The sequence below is a fragment of the Treponema putidum genome (genome assembly GCF_024401155.1).
GTDB lineage: Bacteria > Spirochaetota > Spirochaetia > Treponematales > Treponemataceae > Treponema_B > Treponema_B putidum.
Genome location: NZ_CP038804.1, coordinates 479,420 through 496,917, shown reverse-complemented (window position 1 = coordinate 496,917; position 17,498 = coordinate 479,420). Strand labels below are relative to the sequence as shown.

Below are 17,498 nucleotides of genomic sequence, written 5' to 3'. Positions count from 1 at the left end.
AATTCTAATGAAAGCATTATTGATTTCGGATTTACCTCGGTCAACCGATGATTTACAACCTCTTTTTTCAGAATATAAATTTGACCTTATACATTACCGCTCTCCGTTAAAAGCCTTGGACAATATTGAGGAAATCAGCCCTAATATTGTAATTATCAACGCCAGAGACTTTCCGCGTCATTGGAAGCCTATTACACAACACATCCGCTGGGATAACTCAAAGGAAGAAGTGTTGATTGTACTTTTAACGCCAAAAGACTTCTCTGCAGATGAAGCCGACAAGGCTATGTTTTTAGGCGTTCAGGGGGTTATAGCTATAAAAGAACCCGGCAATTTTAAGGGAATTCTTGAAGAGTTACGCATGATTTTTGACCGCTATAATTACAAGCATGTTAAAGACTTTGAAAAGAGTGTGCAGTTTTTATTTACGAATCCTATAAATGAAACTATAATAACGGGAACAGTAAAAAACTTAACTGACAAAGGGCTGGTATTTTTACCCGATATGCCGGCCAATACAAGTAATTTAACAGCCGGTATGCTCCTTGACCAATGTTCATTAAAAATCGAACATGGGTTTATAGTTCCAAATTGTAAAATTGTTTCAAACGACAATGTATTAAATTTAAACTTTGCGGATTTGTCCGATGAAGATAAAAAAATAATTACAGACTTCTTAAATTAAAAGGCCGCGGGAATAAAGCTCTTCCAATATTTTTTCTAAAATTTTCTCAGGACTAAGGTTATCCGTGTCTATGATAAGATCGGCCTTTTCGTATTTTGTATTATCAATACCGTATAATAGTTTATATCTTCGCGTATCTTCCATATCTCTAAAATCGGTATCGGCTTTTATTTTTTCTATATCGCCGCCTTCTCTTTTTTGAATTCTTTTTGCCCTTACATCTATTGAGGCTCTTAAATAAACCTTCAAATCCGCTGACTTTAAAAGCCAAATTGCCAGCCTTGATCCCAAAACACAAGGGCCTGAAGAAGCCAGTTCAATTTGTTTTTCATCTACCATCTTATCAAAAGAAAAATCTTTTTGAGCTCTTTTTAAAACCTCTTCAAAAGACATATTAAGCTCTTCTGCAATGTTTTTAAAAGTATAATTTATACATGGCAAATTTAAGGCCTTTGCAGTTAAGGTAGAAACCGTAGTGTTCCCACATCCGGACGGCCCCGAAATTGCAATTCTCAACTCTCTTCCTTCAGGGATTTTATAACAAACTTTTTTCATTTATTTAACCTATTCAACATTTCTGCTTTGTTCTCTTATGTTTTCGAGAGCATCTTTTACTTCAATAATGGACTGAGACATTTCAATCATCTGATTTTTTGAACCTATAGTGTTTATCTCCCTATTTATTTCCTGACAGATAAAGTCGAGTTTTTTACCTACGGGGACATCCTTTTTCAGCTCATTCGATAGAGAATTGCAATGAGCTTCAAGCCTGACAATTTCTTCGTTGATTGTATATTTAACGAGCATTACGGCAACTTCCTGCATAATACGCTGTTCATTTACTTCGCTCCCTAAAAGTTCGGTAAATCTTTCCTTAATGCTTTGACAAAAAATTTCTTCCATTTGAGGAGCATATTTTTTTATAATTTTTAAAGAAGCATAAATTCTATCTAAGTTATTTAAAATATCTTTTTTTAACACGGCTCCTTCATCAAGTCTTGTCTTATCGTATTTTATAAAAGTTTCTTCAAATATGGGAAGCAGAGTATTTTCCCAAGCTGGAATATCTATGTTTCTTTCTATTATGATAACACCTTCTTTTTCCGAAAAGCTGTTTATATCTATTTCGGAATTTATACCGGCAGCGTCAGCCACCTCCCTCATAGCCTTTGCATAGGCCTTTGCAACTTTGGTATTGGTAAGGATATCGACATCGATATCGGCATCTTTTACATGAAGGGAAATCTCAACTTTCCCTCGGGCAATCCTTTCAGAAAAATAGGTTCTAAAAACCGGCTCAAGGGCTGAAAGCCAAAAGGGAAAATTCAAATTTAAATCCAAATATCTTGAATTATAGCTCTTTATTTCCAAACTGATAAAGGAATTAGGCTCATTTTTTTCGGTAAGGGCATAGCCCGTCATACTTTTCATATTTAAACATTCATCTCCTTTAAGATTTCGGTACCCAGAACATAATTATCCCCCGCACCAATCGTAATAAAAATATCCCCCGGCCTTAATTTTTCTAAAACGAAACTTTTTGCATCCAATACTTCATTAAAGAAAAAGACGTTTTTATGATATTTTTTTGTGCGGTTAAAAAGGAGCTCGGCATCAACCTGTCCATGATACTGCTCACGTGCAGAACTGAAAATCTTATGCAAAATTACCGTATCTGCATCTTTAAAACAAGAAGCAAATTCCTCCAAAAGAGCTTCTGTCCGGGAATAGGTATGAGACATAAAGTCTGCAATTATCCTCCTTTTCGGATAGAATTGGCGTAAACCGCTTAAAAGGGACTTTATAGCCGTAGGATGATGGGCATAGTCATCATAAACCAAAATATCTTTTGAATCGATTTTTCCTATAAGTTCAGTCCGCCTTTTTGCTCCGGCATAGGAAGATATTGCCTTTTTGATAGCCGAAATATTGGCAATCGAGACTTCACCATATTCTTCTTTCAATAGGCTGATAGAAAGAGCTATTGCAGCCGCAGCATTTAAGGCATTATGTTTTCCCGGAATTTGCAAATAAAACTCTCCCGAAAAACCTGCAAGAGAAAAATACAGCTTTTCATCCCGTACGCCTGAGACAGTCAGTTTATAATCCCCTGAAGCCTTTTCTCCGTATGGAATAAAAAAGAGGTCAGGCCTGCTCGAAAAACTTAAGCGGGCGGCCTCACAAGCCCCCTCATCATCGGCACAATAAAATAATTCACCGAATTGGGGCAGCCTGTCTATGTACTGTAAAAAGGCGGTTAAAATAGATTCATAGGTCGGATAATAATCTTGATGATCCGGTTCAATTCCCGTTAAAATTATTTTTTTTGGGTGAAAATTTAAAAAATGTCTTTTATACTCGCAAGTTTCGGCGACAAAGTATTTTGAACCTGTAAGCATTGTACATGAATCGCCGAAACTCTTTATTATACTTCCGGCTAAAACCGAAACGGGAAGTTTTAATTCTTTTAAGATAGAACCTGTAATACCTGTTGTACTGGTTTTTCCTTGAACTCCGGCAATACCGCAAGAATAGGAATGACGGGACAAAGCTCCTATTGCTTCAGGATAAGACATCTTAGGGAGGTTTCTTTGTTCTACCTCATACATTTCTTCATTGTTATCGGGAGAATAAGCCGCCGAATAGATGACAAGCTCTGCATCATCAGGAATATTATCGGGAGAAAATGGAGAAAAAATCTTTATATTAAGTTTCTTTAAAGCATCATCAGTATAAAAACTTTCAGGCACATCACTTCCTGAAACCACAGCTCCTCTTGAAACCAAAATCTCCGCCAAAGCCGTCATTCCCGTGCCCTTAATGCCGATCATATAAACCTTAAAGCCTTTTAACTTATCGGGTAGAATAACTTGACACATGGGTATATAATATTCTATATTCTTTTTTTTAGCAATAGGGTTTACTTAAACTCAAGGGCAAGAGGATGCGGGATGAACACGGAAGAATTCGGTAAATGGCTTGATGCCTTTATAAACTATGAGCGGAATGCAAATAAAAACGAAGACAATCTAAAAAAAATGAGAAAATTTGCTCATTTTTTCGGTAATCCGCAAGACGATTTTTTATCTATCCATATTGCAGGATCAAAAGGAAAGGGCTCCGTTTCTACAATGATAGCTTCCATTTTAAAAGAGGCCGGAATAAGGACGGGACTGTATACATCGCCGCACGTTTCAGATTTTAGAGAAAGGATGACCGAGGCAGGGACTTTTTTTGATGATGAGGCCTACTCTGCTTCTTATAAAAGAATTGTAGAAGGGTTTAAGACAATAATCGAAAAAGCCCCCGACATAGACCCCGGTTGGTTTGAAATAGTTACGGTTACGGCCTTTTTGCTCTTTAGTATGCAAAAAACGGATTGGGCGGTTATCGAAACAGGTATGGGAGGAAGGCTGGATATGACAAACATCCTCAAACCCAGAGCCTGCGTTTTAACTCCGATAGAACTCGAGCATACTAAATATTTGGGAAATACCCTCGAAAAAATAGCCTTTGAAAAGGCCGGAATAATCAAGCAAAACACTCCTGTCTTTTGCTGTAAGCAGCCGGAGGCCGTCTTAAAAGTTTTTAAAGAAAGAGCAAAACAATTAAATGCAAGATTTTTTTATATACCCGAAATAGTAAAGGAGCCCGTAAATTACAGCCTATCTAAAAAAGGTTTAAAAATAGATGTGGAATTCAAAACTTCCGGTGGTCTAGGCGGTCTTTTTAAAAGGCCGATAAGCGCAAACCTAAAGCTCCTTGACCTGATTCAGGCAGAAAATGCAGCCCTTGCAGCTTGTACGATAAAATATCTTTTTCCCCAAATGGATGAAGCGGTTATAGAACGAGGGCTTGCATCAGCCTGGCTTCCTGCCCGCTTTGAACTTCTTTCGGATGAGCCTGAAGTTATAATTGACGGAGCCCATACAAAAAACAGCATTGCCCTGTGCATGAAAACTTACTCTGAACTTGTAAAAGAAAAAGGGACTCTTATCTTTGCCTGTGCCGAAGATAAAAATATAAAGGACATGGTTCCTTTTTTTAAAGACTGTTTTACAAAAATCATCGTTACAATTCCGGGAGCGGCAAAAAAGAGTAACCCTGAATTAACTTATGAAGCCTTTCAACAAGAGTTCATAGGTTCTTCCTGTATAGTGGAAAAAAATGAGAACTATGAAGCCGTAATAAAAAAAGAAATAACCGAATGTAAAGAAAAAAAACGGCCTCTTTTAATTACAGGATCATTTTATCTGGCGGCTGAAGCAAAAAGGATACATACTCTTTTGCTCCGTCAATAGTAAATTCTTTTTGAGGCTTTGGAAAAGAAATGCCTACAGCATATAATTGCAAGGGATAATTGTGATTATCAAGTTGCTCTTGACAATCCTTATAGTTTGCATTATACAGAGGGTCGTAATAGATAGGCAAGCCTATAGATGCCAAGTGAGCCCTTACCTGATGCCTAAAGCCTTGAGTTAAGGTGCAGGTTACTCTCGGTGCTGAATTACCTGTAAACGGAATATCGGTTATATCGATAATATTAGTTGTATACATTTTACCTGTAGAAGAAAAGTCTCTCATACCGTAAAAAACGGGTATGACCGTTTTTCCTCTAGGCCCGTAAGCTTTAAACTGACTTGAAATTCTATATGGAAGGTTGGATTGTGAAAAGTCAGGATTTAAGCCCGCTTTATCTCTTGTATCAGCAAATGCGGTATAAGTTTTTTTAATCAAATTATTTACCTGCATCAAATTAAAGGCCTCATAGGCTTCTTGGTTTTTTGCTATCAAAACCAAACCGCTTGTTGCCGTGTCAAGCCTATGGATAAGACCGGCCTCAATATCTTTTTTACCTTTTACTGACACTGCTTCCGGGCATTTTTTTAAAAACCACGAAAGCAAGGTACCTTCTTCATCCTCGACTAGAGGAGCTGTCGGCATTCCGCGAGGCTTATATAGAACGGCGTAAGCCTCATTTTCAAAAATGACGTCAGCCTGAGAAGAAAATTTACAGTCAATTAACATAGAGCCTCCCGTATAAGTATTTGTTTAAAATCATTAGGTATAGGTGCCTTAAATTCTTTTTTTTGATTTACAGCCGCAGGAACTATCAGCTTATAAGAATGAAGCATAAGCGGCATACCGGTCTTATCAAGACCTGCCTTTTTTTTGCCGTAAACCTTATCTCCTGCAACGGGGCATCCCATAAATTTAGCATGTAAGCGTATTTGATGGGTTCTTCCGGTATAAATTCTAAAAAGAACCAAGGACATTTTTCCGTTAGATTTCAGCACCTTATAGGCTGAAAGAGCAATCTTTCCTTTTGTCAAATCGGCAGAAACGCTAAATTTTTTTCTGTCCGAACTTGATCGAAAAACGCAAGTTTTTATTCTGCCCTTATTTTTAGGCGGAACACCGTCAAGGACTGCAAGATAATATTTTTTTACCGCCCTTTTTTTAAAAAAGGATTTTAAAAGGTTTTCAGTTTTTAGATTCCTTGCCGTAATAATAAGGCCCGAAGTTTCTTTATCCAGACGGTGGACAATACCCATGCGGTAAGGATCTAGAGAAAGTTTTTCAATAGTTTTTAAATCCTTTTCTTCACTTAAAAACTTATTAAGTTCTACGGCAAACTCATCCTTAATCTTAGACTCGTCAAGCCTGTAATAATTTAAGGCATTTACAAGGGTGCCGTCCCAATTTCCGCCTGCCGGATGAGTTACCCTGCCCCTTTCCTTATTTATAACAATTATATTCTCATCTTCATAAATTATATTAAGCGGAAGTTTTTGAGGATAGGCATATTCTGGAACAGGATTATCCCAGAGAAGCTCAATAAGGTCTCCGTTTTGAACATTCCGTGAAAGTTTAGTCTTTTTTGAATTAACAAAAAGAGATTTTAAACCGCTTTTTAATTGAGAGCGGCTCAAGTTTTTAAGCCTTTCGGTACAATAAACATCAATCCTGCAAGGAGATAAAAGGCCTTCAACCTTAAATTTTTCGGATATTGACTTAGAAGAAACACTCTTATTGAGCGTCATCGGATTCCCCTGTATTTGGAGTTTCGGTTTCTTCACTTTTATTTTCTTCAATGGGAATCAACAAAATCGCTTCCTCTTCATTTTTTTGCTCAAGTTTTTTTGCGTTAGCTCTTTTAATTGAACGGTAAGTTAAATCTATTATTGCAACCCCCAAAGAAATACCGACAGCCGTTAAAAAAACACCCAGCTGTTCCTTTTCGGTAAGTTTTACTGCAATCTTGGCATCTTTAATAGGCCATGGATTATAGGCCGGATCCCCTTTATGAGCTATTGAGCGGCTTATGTCATAGGCCCAAAACGATAAAAGGGAAACAAAGGGCAAAGCACCGAAGGTTATAATCTCAAAGCGGCGCAAGTCCTTTTGCCATTGCTTAAATTCCTCGGCCCCATAGGGGTCGGGGGTTCTTGAAGCATCAGTATCTTCCGCATAAACGGGAAGAATAGAAAAAAGAGAAACAAAGAAAATTAAAAAGGCAATTTTTTTTGTATGCTTCATTTGTTTTTATCCGAAGAAGAAATTATATCAGAAAGAAGCAAAAAATCATATAGGGCAAGGGATTCGGCCCTTAAATTCCCGCTTAATCCCGCTTTTTGTAAAACAAAATCGGCATTACAGTCATATCCGTTTGATTTAAGCCAAGAGCTCAAATTATTTTTTATATTTTTTCTGCGTGAAGAAAAAAGAGCCTTGACTATTTTGATAAAAAGCTTAAAGTTTTTATATTCTGCAAATTCTTTTTCTGCCTTAAACAAGACGGCGGCGGATTCTACATTGGGTTGAGGCCAAAAGGCAGAAGCAGGAATAGTCTTTACTATCTTACACTCATAAAACAAGGAGCAAAGTACTGAAAATGCCGTATAGTTTTTATTGTCCGGCCTTGCAGTAATCCTTTCGGCAGCTTCTTTTTGCACGGTAAAAAGCATGGTATCAAAAACAACTCCGGCTTCTATAGTAGAAGCAATCAACTCAGAGGCAATGTTATACGGCAGGTTCCCGAAAAAAATATCGGGCTTCCCATGCTCTTTTAAGTAAGGAAGCCAGTTTTTTTGAACATCTCCTTCAACAAGAGTAAAATTTTGTCCTTTGTCCAAAAAGAATTTTTTTAAAAGAGATATAAAGCCCTTGTCAATTTCAAAGGCCGTAAGATTAACTCCCTTTTCTAAAAGAAGACAGGTCATCGCCCCAAGACCCGGGCCTACCTCCCAAATTCTTGTTTCTTCTTTAAGCTCCAAAAGGGAAATCAAACTCTCACGGGTCTTTTTATCGACTAAAAAATTTTGACCGAATTTTTTTTGCATGGAAAAGCCTAAGGTCTCTAAAAGAGCTTTTAGCTCCGCCGGAGAATCATAATTCGGAAGACCTAAAAAAGGTTCAGAGCACATCAAAACTCCGCCCTATTCACACAAAAGATCATAAATCTCCGCAGGGTCGGTGGAATTTAAGAGGCGGCTTTTAAGTTCTTCATTACGTAGCTTTGCGCTAAAATGGGAGATTGTCTGCAAATAATAATCATGCTGATTGTTTGCTGCAGCAATCATAAAAACCAATCGCACGGGGTTTCCGTCAACAGCGTCAAAGTCTAAAATATCCCTTTTAGAAATACCTACAGCCATGACCAAATCGGTAACGGAAGATAATCTCACGTGGGGAATGGCAATTCCTCTTCCTACAGCGGTAGACATAAGTGCTTCCCTCTTTAAAATTGCATCTAAAAGCTCTGCCGAATTTTTTACCTGCGGAGCCTTAGATAAGACCTCGGACATCATAACCAAAACATCGTGTTTTGTAGAATAATCTAAGGGTATAATCCTATCCGGCGACAAAAAGTTTTCGGTTGTTATTTTATGATGCTTCGCAGGAGAAGTCCTTGAAGAAGCTAACCTTTCATCAACCCAGCTCTCAATATCGTCCTTTTTAAAACGCCATACTGTTCCGATTTTTCCGGCAGGTATTTCTCCTTTTTGAGCCCATTCGTAGACGGTTCTTTCGGAAACACGCAAATAACGGGCTACTTCTTCAATAGTTAAAATTTCGCTTGCCAAAACTTACCTCATATAATACTTAAACTTGCTCGGCTAAACATATAAACAAAAAAATGAGCTCAACTATTTTGCACTAAATGTACGAATATGTCAAGATATATCAAAGATTTTTATTTGGTCAAATAAAAAAGAAAAGATAAAAAGCCGAAAATGCCTCAAAGCCATATGGGCTCTAAGGCATCTCGATTTAAATTACAATCTTAAATTCTATTTAAGAATTGTAAAACTAGCTGAACTTGCAGAAGGCGGTTCATCCGAAATTGAGGTTAATACAACCATTATGTACTCTACACCTTTTTCAAGTCCGGCTACCTCTGATGCAGGTATTGTAATCGTGAATTTACCATCCCCGCTTGCTTTAGCTTCATAAACCTTCTCTCCGCCTGAAGGAAGCTGGAGCCGGCCTTCAACCTTTCCCTTATCAAGAGGCACTCTTTCAACCTCAGGATAAGCATACTTAGAAACCGTTACTTCAAATACGGCATCCTTGTCGGCTGAAGGTGCTACAGGAGCCTTGACATACTGAATCTGGGTGAGATCCGTTCTAAACATATTCGGGAAGTAGTCGCTCTTATAAGGATACTTATCGAAATTATTTAATACAACCGAGTTTGTAACAGGATCGATTTTTTCGAACATTAAGGGACCTGTTGTAATATAAGCATTTCCGTATTTTTCGATAAAGGCTATAGAAGCCTTATATCTCTTAACGGCATAATCTTCATTTATAAAGCCTTTTAATGAATCGGGAATATGCTTTGTTGAAACAAATTCTTCCAACTTGGCCTTGATATCTGCCAGACAATCGGGGTTCTTAACGTTTGCTTCTACACCTCGCTCTCCTCCGTCTTTAGCAAAGTTATAAACCGTTCCGCTCTTTGATCCGTGTACTACGATTTCTGCCAAGGCTTCATAAATTTCCCAAGGCACATTTGTTCTTCGGCCGGGATTAGCTGCTTTTACGCTTAATCCGCCTACAGTTATAGCCGTGTCCCTTGGAATAGGAGCATGGTAGTAGTTGCTATAGGTTGTGATAGAACCGTCTTTATTAAATACTATGCCCTTTGTGGTTTTAAGACTTGGAAGAGTAACACTGCTTAAAGGAGAATCATAGTAGAGGTCTCCATCTCCGTCTTTAATAGCCCACTCATAGGCAAAGGCAAAAGCATATCGGACATCGTTAAGGTCTACAGGTTCTCCGTGATGCCAATAATAACCGTCTACTAACTTTCCCGTTGAAACAGTTGCAACACTTTGACCTGACTCGGCAGGAACCCATTTTTTTGAAGCCGTGTCATACATAACGGCTTCGGCAGGAACGGGAATATCACCGCTCATTTCAAGTTCATCATCGCCTTCCTCGGTCTTGTTGCCTGTTGCTACGAATTTGGGAGCGAATTTTGCATTTGCAACATCAACAGTTGACATAGCAAATTCGGTTCGTCCTACAGCAGGGTTAGTAAAGGCAGCTTCATCGGTAACGGTATTTATAAATGCGGCACTCCAGATATCGCTAAAGCCCTGGCCTCCTACAGGATCCCATTCAGACATAAACAAAGAACCTTGCGCCGAATACTGCAATATGCGTAAAACTCTCTTTCCCTTATATGGACCGTCAACATCGGGCTTAACATCGGCACATCTTACAGTCCAGCCGTTAAAGCCTTCAAAGACTCCATAAAAAAGGCGGGAATTAAATCGTGATTTATTAGCTACATATAAGTCGTTTTGAGAAACAACATAAACACGGATAGCCTCTTCCATTCCCAATGCACACATATCGGTGGTCTCGCTAAAGAATTCTTCTGCTGTCAAATACTGACCGTATGCTGCCTTTTTTCCTAAAACATCGAGCTTTTCGTTTGTATAATTCCAGAATTCGGCATCTCCGCCTCCGGGCAGGTATCCGTAGAAAGGACTGTACATAGCGCAAAGGGGAGTTTCCCATGTTACATAGAAACCGCCTGAACCCCATCCTTCAAGATACATTGTCCAATCATAGTTGGCAGGGTTCCCGCCGTAAACAAGGCCGCCGGCCGTTTTTCGATCTCTCTCAAAACCTTCAACAGTAAGACCTGCCTTTTCAATTTGTGCATGAATATATCGGGCTGCAGGAAGACGGCCTGTAGGATCGTCAACACGCATTATCGACTTAATTGTAACGGGCTTACCGTTATACATCCACTTTCCGTTTTCTTTTACAAGTTTCCCTCTGTTTTCAGCAAGCTGTGAAGCCTTTTGCATAGCATCTTCAATCATGTTGAGAGCTTTTTGCTCATCTCCGGTTTCGGTAATACCGAATTTAGATGCTAAGATATTATATCGGTATGTTCCGGGAAGTCCTACGGTACAAGGCGTGTACATAGGAGAGCCTTCACCTAAAAGAAGTTCATCTACCAATTTCTTTCGGTTGATCAGCCAGTTAAAGGCATAACGGACTTCTTTGATTGCAACCGGATTAAACATTTCTTCGCCGGATTCGGTCTTCCAAACATATGGAGCCTTGTTAGGAATGGGGTTAAATAGAAGCGACCAATAGCCTGCAGAAACAGGGTAAACATCTATTTTATCTCTGTCTGCATCGCTCAGACCCGACAAAAGTACGGGCGGAACAGAGGTAAACATGAGATCAGCTTTGCCCTCAATAACGTCCTTTAAGGCAACCGTCTGATCGGTACTTACAGAGTAGATAACCTTATCTACATAGGTACCGTTTTTTACAGGGCTTTTGCCTCCTGCGGCTGTTCCGGTGCCGCCTCCGCATGCAGTAAATACCAAAGCCACTACAAGCATACATGATAAAAACTTAACAAAACTCTTCATTAAATTCCTCCTGTTGTTTTTATGTGTTTAAAACACCTCCTATATTAAAGCACAGTATTAAGTATTTGTCAAATATTTTTTATCAAAGGCTTTTATCCGTTCTTTACAGCTCTTGCCAATTCCTTACCTCTTTCTTTTAATATCCGTTTATCCTCATCGCTGAGCTTACCCTGCCATTCATGGGATTCAATATTGGTCCACTTAAATTTTTCTATTTTTTCTTCGTATTCTTTTTTGGCGCCGCCTACCCAGCCCCAGTTTCCTATGCGCAATACCTTTTTGCCTGTAAAGTGCTTTCGTTCAAACATGTCAAGGACATGAGCCATAGGCGGGAACATTTTATACTCGTAAGTAGGCATTGCCAATAAAAGGCCTGCAGAACGGTAAGCTTCGCCTAAAATAAAGGTTGCGTCCGTGTCGGGAATTCTGTAGATAGAATAAGATACTCCTTCTTCATTTATGCCTTCAATAACCGCATCAAGGCCGGCCTTAGTGTAGCCGTACATTGAACCCCATATAACACAGATGTTTTTTTCCAACTCTCCGCCCGTGTTATAACCCGCAAATTTTTTATAAAGGCTTACGATACGTGATGGAGATCCCTTCCAAACCAGACCGTGACTCGGACAAATAAATTTAAGATCAAGGGAGGCAAGTTTTTCGATTCCTTTATTTACAAAGGAGCTGAAACTTGCAACAATGTTTGAATAGTACCTTAAAGCCTCATTTTCAAAAAATTTAAGCTCATCTTCGGTATGCTGGTCGTCGAAGATTTTTTCGCCTATACAGCCGTAAGAACCGAAGGCATCACAAGAAAATAAAATTTTATCGTCAGGGTCATAGGTCATCATGGTTTCGGGCCAGTGGATATTCGGTGTTTCATAAAAAATGAGTTTTTTGCCTCCGCCTAAGTCCAAAACTTCTCCGTCTTTTACAGCCCTTACCCCCTCGTTTATTTTAAAAAAGTTTTTAACAAGGGCTGCCCCTTTTGAAGAAGCCAATATCTCGGCTCTTGGGTTTTCTTCCCGCACAAGGTTTATAAGGTCTGCATGATCCGGTTCAAGGTGGTTTAAAATTACATAATCAAAAGAAGAGAATGAAAGGCCTATGGACTCCAGCTGTTTTCGGTAAGAATTTACCGATCCGTCCCAATCTTTTACTATATCGATAAGGGCTGTTTTTTCTCCCTTTACAACATAAGAATTTATCGAAACGCCGTGGGGCAATAACCATATGCCTTCAAAGCGGGCTGTTCTGTCATGTATATCTGCATGAATACAATGAACGCTTTCCGTAAGTTTTTTTGCTTCCATAAAATCGATACCTCCATAAAATAAAAGCTGCGGGTTACAGTAACCCGCAGCTTGAATATTATCATAAGAAACGCATTTGCTCAAGAGAACGAAAGCGGTTTTTAAACCTCATTTTACCCTTTCTTAATCTCTTCGGCCTTTCGGCAGGCATGAAAGTGTCCCTTTCCTATGTCCGTCAACGAAGGTTCTTCCATAGATGAACATGACTCATCCGCATAGGGACATCGCGGGTGAAAGCGGCACCCTTGCGGAATATTTGCAGGCGAAGGGATTTCGCCCGAAATAGGGAGTTTTTTTATTACGTTAAGCATTCCCGATTTAGGTTCGGGAACAGCTTCAATTAAGGCTTGAGTATAAGGATGCATGGGATTATCTATAACATCATCGGCATCCCCCATCTCTACGATGCGGCCGAGATACATAACCGCTATTCGGTCGGTAAAATACCTTGCAGTTGAAAGGTCGTGGGTAATATACAGATAGGTAAGCCCTAGTTTCCTTTGAACCTCCCTCATCATGTGAAGAATTTCAGCACGGGTTGAAAGGTCAATCATCGAAACAGGCTCATCTGCAACTATAACTTCAGGATTTAGGATAAGGGTTCTCGCCGTAGCTATACGCTGCCTTTGGCCGCCCGAAAGCATGTGAGGATGTCTTGTCATAAATTCCTCAGGCGGATTTAGCTTTACCTCCGAAATAGCCTTGATGATTTTTTCATCATTTTCTGCCCTTGTTCCCTTAATCTTATGAATAAGAAGAGGTTCTTCCATTACATCCCGAATTTTAAAACGGGGATTCATTGAAGCATAAGGGTCTTGGAAAATCATCTGAACACGGCGGCGGTAAAAGGCAGTCTTTTCCTTATCGCTGTTTGTAACATCTTCTCCATTATATAGGATTGTTCCCTCGGTAGGGCTATGAAGCTTCATAGCTATCTTTCCTATCGTAGTTTTACCTGAACCCGACTCCCCTATGAGGCCGAAGATTTCTCCCCTCCTCAGACGCAAGGTAACATCATCTACAGCCTTTATCTTTTTGGCTATACCTTTTGAAAGGCTTTGGACTAAACCTTGATGGGGTTCAAAATATTTTTTTATATTAATGAGTTCAAGAACATGGTCATTAGGATCTATCTTTTTTTCGTTATCGCTCATTTTACACACCTCCAGCATGCTACTTGATGTCCCGGTTCAACCTCAATAAGAGGAGGTTCAACTTCGAAGCACTTATCCATCGTACAATGACACCTCGGATTAAAGCGGCAGCCCTTGGGCGGAGAAATAAGGTCGGGCGGCGTTCCCGGAATATAGGAAAGCTCGCTCACCCTCTTTCTTAAAAGAGGTGTTGCCTGTAAAAGTTTTTGGGTATATGGGTGCAGGGGCTCCTTACCGTATATCTGCTCATTGGTTCCGAGCTCGGCAATTTTTCCCGCATACATAACACAAATCCTATCCGAAATCTCGGCTTCAAGCGACAGATCGTGAGTAATAAATATAAAGGAAAGCTTAAATTTCTGTTTTAGTTCCTTTAAGAGGTTTATAATCTGAGCTTGAACAATAACATCGAGGGCAGTGGTAGGTTCATCCAAGATAACCAGTTTAGGCTTTAAAAATAAACCGCTTGCTATAACAACCCTCTGCTTCATTCCTCCGGAAAGCTCGTGGGGATAGCGGTTTAAAACTTCGGGCGGAAGTCCGACATAGCCCAGATACTCTTCCATTAGGTCTTGAGCTTCTTTATCGCTCATTTCTTTGTGTTCTCTCAGGGTTTCAAGCATCTGTTTTCCGATTGTGTAAACCGGAGTTAAACTGTTCATAGCTCCTTGGAAGACCATCGAAATTTCCTGCCAGCGCACATTTTTTCTTATCTCTGAATCGGAGAGGGGAACAATGTCCCTTCTATTGATTATAATCTGAGAATTCTCCTCTACTCTACCCGGAGGAGAGGGCATTTTAAGCAGAGCCATACCTGTAGTCGTCTTACCGCAGCCGGATTCTCCTACAAGACCCAGCGTTTCGCCGGCATGAAGAGTAAAACTCACATCATCCAAGGCTTTTACAATACCTGCGGAGGTGTGATAGTACAATCTCAAGTTTTTTACATCAAGAACTACTTCTTTATTTTCCATATTAAAACCTCCTTACCTTGTCCTGAGTTTAGGATGCAGAATCTTATCCATTGCAAAACCTAGGAATGCAAATATCATACCCAAAAGGGCTATAAAAAGACCGGGGGGAATAATCCACCACCATAAGCCGTTTAAGGTTGCGCCGGAGCTTTGTGCATCATGGAGAATTTGTCCCCAAGTTACAATAGAAGGATCTCCCAAACCTAAAAGCGAAAGAGAGGATTCAAAAATAATAGCTCCCGGAACCGAACTTGCCATAATAGCAAAAGAATACGGCAAAAGAAGAGGAGCGATATGTTTTAGAATGATTCTCCATTTTCCGGCACCGAGGGCCTTTGCGGCTTCAATATAGGTTTCTTCCTTTATTTGTAAGGCCATTGAGCGGACGGTCTTTACCGAGCCTGTCCAGCCGAAAATAATAAGGGCAAGGATTATCATCCATATACTCGGTTTAAAAACTGCGGCCGCTACAATCAATATAGGAATAATAGGAACGGACACGACTATTTCAAAGATAAACATCATAATCGTATCAACCGTTCCGCCGAAGTAGGCACTTATAATTCCGTACATAACGCCGACCAAAACGGAAATAATACTTGCAACAAGACCTATTAAAAGAGCCCATTTTAAACCGGCCATAACGCCGGAAAATAAATCTCTCTTGTTTAGGTCGGTACCCAAAAGACCCGAAACCGCTCCCGGAATTATAAGCCGAGGATTTTCAATCTTATTGGCAGAGTTGGATGCAACATCTTTAGGTATAACAAATTTAAAAACATATTCACCCTTTAAAGGCTTTTTATCCCTGTACATGGTCTTTGAAACTTCAGAGAACAATAACTGAACAGGATTTGCATTTCCCGATGTAGCAGAAGCACCGTAAGCAGCCGTAAATTGCTGCATTGTGGATTTTGCATCGGTTAAAACCGTAAAACGGCTGTGATAATCTTTTAAATTTCCTTTTTGAAAAACACCGAGCTCTATACGCTTTCCGTCAGGCCGGATAACATCCATACTCATTATTACATTGCCCGTAAGTTCGGCTCTAAAAATAATGTTGTTGGGATTTTTATCATAATTATAGTTATACTTAAAATTATAAACCTTAGCCTTACCGAAATGCTCCGATTCTTCTTCCGTAATCTCGGGCTCGGTAAACCGAACCGTCCTAGCCGATTTTTTTGAGCTAAATAATTCCGACCATACGGGAGGAGCGGAAGCAGGGTTATCTTCCCAATAAGAAATATTATGCCAATTATCATTTGTTCCCTTAAAGGGCAAGACAATAGGCTCAAGTATAATTAAAAGCACAAGTAAACCTAAAAGAACTATGGCAACTATGCCTATTTTTTCTTTTTTAAAATCATTCCAAAATTCTTTAAATCTATCAACAAAATTTTCCATTATTCCTTGCCTCCGACTTTTATACGCGGGTCTAAGAAACCGTAAACCAGATCAAGGATTATAAGACCTGCTTGATAAAGACCTGTTGTAATAGCCAAATCGCCCATTAAGACAGGAATATCGTTTTGCTGAACGGCAATCCAATAAAGCTGACCTAAACCGGGCCACGAAAAAATACCCTCAAATATGATACTTCCCGACATTGAGGCCAAAAAGGAGAGCAAAATCATCGTTACCAATGGAGGAGCCGATGTCCTTAAAGTGTGGCCGTGGAGAACCTTCTTTTCGGGGATACCGCGAGCCCTTGCACTCATTATAAAATCTTCCTGCAAGGTACCCAAAACAAGGTTTCGGATAATGTAAGCCGTACTCCAAAAACCTAATAAAACCAAGGTAAGAATCGGAAGAGCAAGATGCTGCAGTCTATCAAATACAAACCATATACCTTCCGGTACAGGGACAGAGTTTACACCTCCCGACGGAAAAAGGGGAATTTTATAAACAAACACAAATATTAAAAGCATGGCTAACCACCAGCTGGGCATACCGTAAATGATAAGAGTAATCAAACTTGTTGTCTTATCCTGCCGGCTTCCCGGCTTTTGAGCCTTCTTTAAGCCCAGGGCTAAACCAATCAGCGTATTAATCACAAAGGCTGTTGTAAAAAGCAAGAGGGTTCTGGGAATTGCCTCTCCCAATATTTTGATAACCTCTTGAGAACCCGTTAAGGATTTTATCGTCGTCGATTTACCGAAATCAAATGTTAGAACCCTCTTTGCGTTATGTAAAACACGCTCAACTAAGGGCCTGTCTAATTTATATTGTCTGATAAGGGTCAATTCTTGATCTTTACGCCATGCCATTATCTGTTCGGCAGTCATATTTTTTAGACCCTTTGCTTCAGCGCGTACCATTTCCATTATTTGGCTGCGCTGAACCTTTTCATTTATTTGATTAAACAAAAAAGAAAAGATAAAAATAAGAATGGAATATATTACCACACCGCGTAAAATACGTTTAAGTGCATACCACTTGTACATAAAAGTCTCCTACAA

Annotated in this window: 16 protein-coding genes; 2 read left to right on the top strand and 14 right to left on the bottom strand. The window is 39.6% G+C overall.

Annotated elements, in window-relative coordinates:
• Nucleotides 1–7: 7 nt before the first annotated feature.
• The gene (locus E4N74_RS02290; protein ID WP_255806032.1) at nucleotides 8–685 is read left to right on the top strand and encodes a response regulator; all 678 of its coding nucleotides are present in this window, start codon (nucleotides 8–10) and stop codon (nucleotides 683–685) included.
• On the opposite strand, the gene cmk is transcribed toward E4N74_RS02290, so the two are convergent.
• Genes cmk through murC form a run of 3 tightly spaced genes read right to left on the bottom strand, consistent with a single transcriptional unit; the run spans nucleotide 677 to nucleotide 3,564 of the window.
• Nucleotides 677–1,240, bottom strand: a complete 564-nt coding sequence (gene cmk / locus E4N74_RS02285) for a (d)CMP kinase (protein ID WP_044978876.1) — start codon at nucleotides 1,238–1,240, stop codon at nucleotides 677–679. The two genes, E4N74_RS02290 and cmk, sit on opposite strands and share 9 nt — an antisense overlap.
• A 9-nt stretch (nucleotides 1,241–1,249) precedes the next feature.
• Nucleotides 1,250–2,116 carry a YicC/YloC family endoribonuclease gene (locus E4N74_RS02280; protein ID WP_044978875.1) on the bottom strand — a complete coding sequence of 289 codons (867 nt, stop codon included), beginning with the start codon at nucleotides 2,114–2,116 and terminating at the stop codon, nucleotides 1,250–1,252.
• Between the two features lie 2 nt (nucleotides 2,117–2,118).
• The gene (gene murC, locus E4N74_RS02275; protein ID WP_145475143.1) at nucleotides 2,119–3,564 is read right to left on the bottom strand and encodes a UDP-N-acetylmuramate--L-alanine ligase; all 1,446 of its coding nucleotides are present in this window, start codon (nucleotides 3,562–3,564) and stop codon (nucleotides 2,119–2,121) included.
• A gap of 72 nt (nucleotides 3,565–3,636) precedes the next feature.
• Between murC and E4N74_RS02270 the strand changes: the two genes are divergently transcribed.
• Entirely contained in the window at nucleotides 3,637–4,986 is a 1,350-nt protein-coding gene (locus tag E4N74_RS02270; RefSeq protein ID WP_255806031.1) for a bifunctional folylpolyglutamate synthase/dihydrofolate synthase, read from the top strand.
• On the opposite strand, the gene E4N74_RS02265 is transcribed toward E4N74_RS02270, so the two are convergent.
• The 11 genes from E4N74_RS02265 to E4N74_RS02215 all read right to left on the bottom strand — a co-directional run bounded on the left by E4N74_RS02265 (nucleotide 4,922) and on the right by E4N74_RS02215 (nucleotide 17,483).
• Entirely contained in the window at nucleotides 4,922–5,713 is a 792-nt protein-coding gene (locus E4N74_RS02265) for a pseudouridine synthase (RefSeq protein ID WP_255818704.1), read from the bottom strand. The two genes, E4N74_RS02270 and E4N74_RS02265, sit on opposite strands and share 65 nt — an antisense overlap.
• Nucleotides 5,707–6,729, bottom strand: coding sequence for an RluA family pseudouridine synthase (locus tag E4N74_RS02260; RefSeq protein WP_044978873.1), 1,023 nt, complete (start codon nucleotides 6,727–6,729; stop codon nucleotides 5,707–5,709). The genes E4N74_RS02265 and E4N74_RS02260 overlap by 7 nt, the downstream gene beginning before the upstream one ends.
• The gene (locus tag E4N74_RS02255; RefSeq protein WP_044978872.1) at nucleotides 6,716–7,225 is read right to left on the bottom strand and encodes a hypothetical protein; all 510 of its coding nucleotides are present in this window, start codon (nucleotides 7,223–7,225) and stop codon (nucleotides 6,716–6,718) included. Before E4N74_RS02255 ends, E4N74_RS02260 begins: the two co-directional genes overlap by 14 nt.
• On the bottom strand, nucleotides 7,222–8,112 hold the full coding sequence (gene rsmA, locus E4N74_RS02250) for a 16S rRNA (adenine(1518)-N(6)/adenine(1519)-N(6))-dimethyltransferase RsmA (protein ID WP_255818703.1): 891 nt from the start codon (nucleotides 8,110–8,112) through the stop codon (nucleotides 7,222–7,224). Before rsmA ends, E4N74_RS02255 begins: the two co-directional genes overlap by 4 nt.
• Before the next feature lie 12 nt (nucleotides 8,113–8,124).
• On the bottom strand, nucleotides 8,125–8,772 hold the full coding sequence (locus tag E4N74_RS02245) for a PTS sugar transporter subunit IIA (RefSeq protein ID WP_255818702.1): 648 nt from the start codon (nucleotides 8,770–8,772) through the stop codon (nucleotides 8,125–8,127).
• Between the two features lie 207 nt (nucleotides 8,773–8,979).
• A complete protein-coding gene (locus tag E4N74_RS02240) occupies nucleotides 8,980–11,595 on the bottom strand; it encodes an ABC transporter substrate-binding protein (protein ID WP_255818701.1) in 2,616 nt (871 codons plus the stop codon).
• A gap of 92 nt (nucleotides 11,596–11,687) precedes the next feature.
• Nucleotides 11,688–12,908 (bottom strand): FprA family A-type flavoprotein, encoded by a 1,221-nt coding sequence (locus E4N74_RS02235; protein ID WP_044978868.1) that lies wholly within the window; start codon nucleotides 12,906–12,908, stop codon nucleotides 11,688–11,690.
• 113 nt (nucleotides 12,909–13,021) lie between these two features.
• Nucleotides 13,022–14,062 carry an ABC transporter ATP-binding protein gene (locus tag E4N74_RS02230; protein WP_255818700.1) on the bottom strand — a complete coding sequence of 347 codons (1,041 nt, stop codon included), beginning with the start codon at nucleotides 14,060–14,062 and terminating at the stop codon, nucleotides 13,022–13,024.
• Nucleotides 14,059–15,036, bottom strand: a complete 978-nt coding sequence (locus E4N74_RS02225) for an ABC transporter ATP-binding protein (RefSeq protein ID WP_255818699.1) — start codon at nucleotides 15,034–15,036, stop codon at nucleotides 14,059–14,061. Before E4N74_RS02225 ends, E4N74_RS02230 begins: the two co-directional genes overlap by 4 nt.
• Nucleotides 15,037–15,048: 12 nt before the next feature.
• Nucleotides 15,049–16,443, bottom strand: a complete 1,395-nt coding sequence (locus E4N74_RS02220; RefSeq protein ID WP_255818698.1) for an ABC transporter permease — start codon at nucleotides 16,441–16,443, stop codon at nucleotides 15,049–15,051.
• The gene (locus E4N74_RS02215; RefSeq protein WP_255818697.1) at nucleotides 16,443–17,483 is read right to left on the bottom strand and encodes an ABC transporter permease; all 1,041 of its coding nucleotides are present in this window, start codon (nucleotides 17,481–17,483) and stop codon (nucleotides 16,443–16,445) included. Before E4N74_RS02215 ends, E4N74_RS02220 begins: the two co-directional genes overlap by 1 nt.
• Between the last annotated feature and the right edge of the window lie 15 nt (nucleotides 17,484–17,498).

Excerpts from the sequence above, each read along its gene's own strand:
- E4N74_RS02290 (WP_255806032.1), top strand. The coding sequence starts at position 8 with ATGAAAGCATTATTGATTTCGGATTTACCTCGGTCAACCGATGATTTA.
- cmk (WP_044978876.1), bottom strand. The coding sequence starts at position 1,240 with ATGAAAAAAGTTTGTTATAAAATCCCTGAAGGAAGAGAGTTGAGAATT.
- E4N74_RS02280 (WP_044978875.1), bottom strand. The coding sequence starts at position 2,116 with ATGAAAAGTATGACGGGCTATGCCCTTACCGAAAAAAATGAGCCTAAT.
- murC (WP_145475143.1), bottom strand. The coding sequence starts at position 3,564 with ATGTGTCAAGTTATTCTACCCGATAAGTTAAAAGGCTTTAAGGTTTAT.
- E4N74_RS02270 (WP_255806031.1), top strand. The coding sequence starts at position 3,637 with ATGAACACGGAAGAATTCGGTAAATGGCTTGATGCCTTTATAAACTAT.
- E4N74_RS02265 (WP_255818704.1), bottom strand. The coding sequence starts at position 5,713 with ATGTTAATTGACTGTAAATTTTCTTCTCAGGCTGACGTCATTTTTGAA.
- E4N74_RS02260 (WP_044978873.1), bottom strand. The coding sequence starts at position 6,729 with ATGACGCTCAATAAGAGTGTTTCTTCTAAGTCAATATCCGAAAAATTT.
- E4N74_RS02255 (WP_044978872.1), bottom strand. The coding sequence starts at position 7,225 with ATGAAGCATACAAAAAAAATTGCCTTTTTAATTTTCTTTGTTTCTCTT.
- rsmA (WP_255818703.1), bottom strand. The coding sequence starts at position 8,112 with ATGTGCTCTGAACCTTTTTTAGGTCTTCCGAATTATGATTCTCCGGCG.
- E4N74_RS02240 (WP_255818701.1), bottom strand. The coding sequence starts at position 11,595 with ATGAAGAGTTTTGTTAAGTTTTTATCATGTATGCTTGTAGTGGCTTTG.
- E4N74_RS02235 (WP_044978868.1), bottom strand. The coding sequence starts at position 12,908 with ATGGAAGCAAAAAAACTTACGGAAAGCGTTCATTGTATTCATGCAGAT.
- E4N74_RS02230 (WP_255818700.1), bottom strand. The coding sequence starts at position 14,062 with ATGAGCGATAACGAAAAAAAGATAGATCCTAATGACCATGTTCTTGAA.
- E4N74_RS02225 (WP_255818699.1), bottom strand. The coding sequence starts at position 15,036 with ATGGAAAATAAAGAAGTAGTTCTTGATGTAAAAAACTTGAGATTGTAC.
- E4N74_RS02220 (WP_255818698.1), bottom strand. The coding sequence starts at position 16,443 with ATGGAAAATTTTGTTGATAGATTTAAAGAATTTTGGAATGATTTTAAA.
- E4N74_RS02215 (WP_255818697.1), bottom strand. The coding sequence starts at position 17,483 with ATGTACAAGTGGTATGCACTTAAACGTATTTTACGCGGTGTGGTAATA.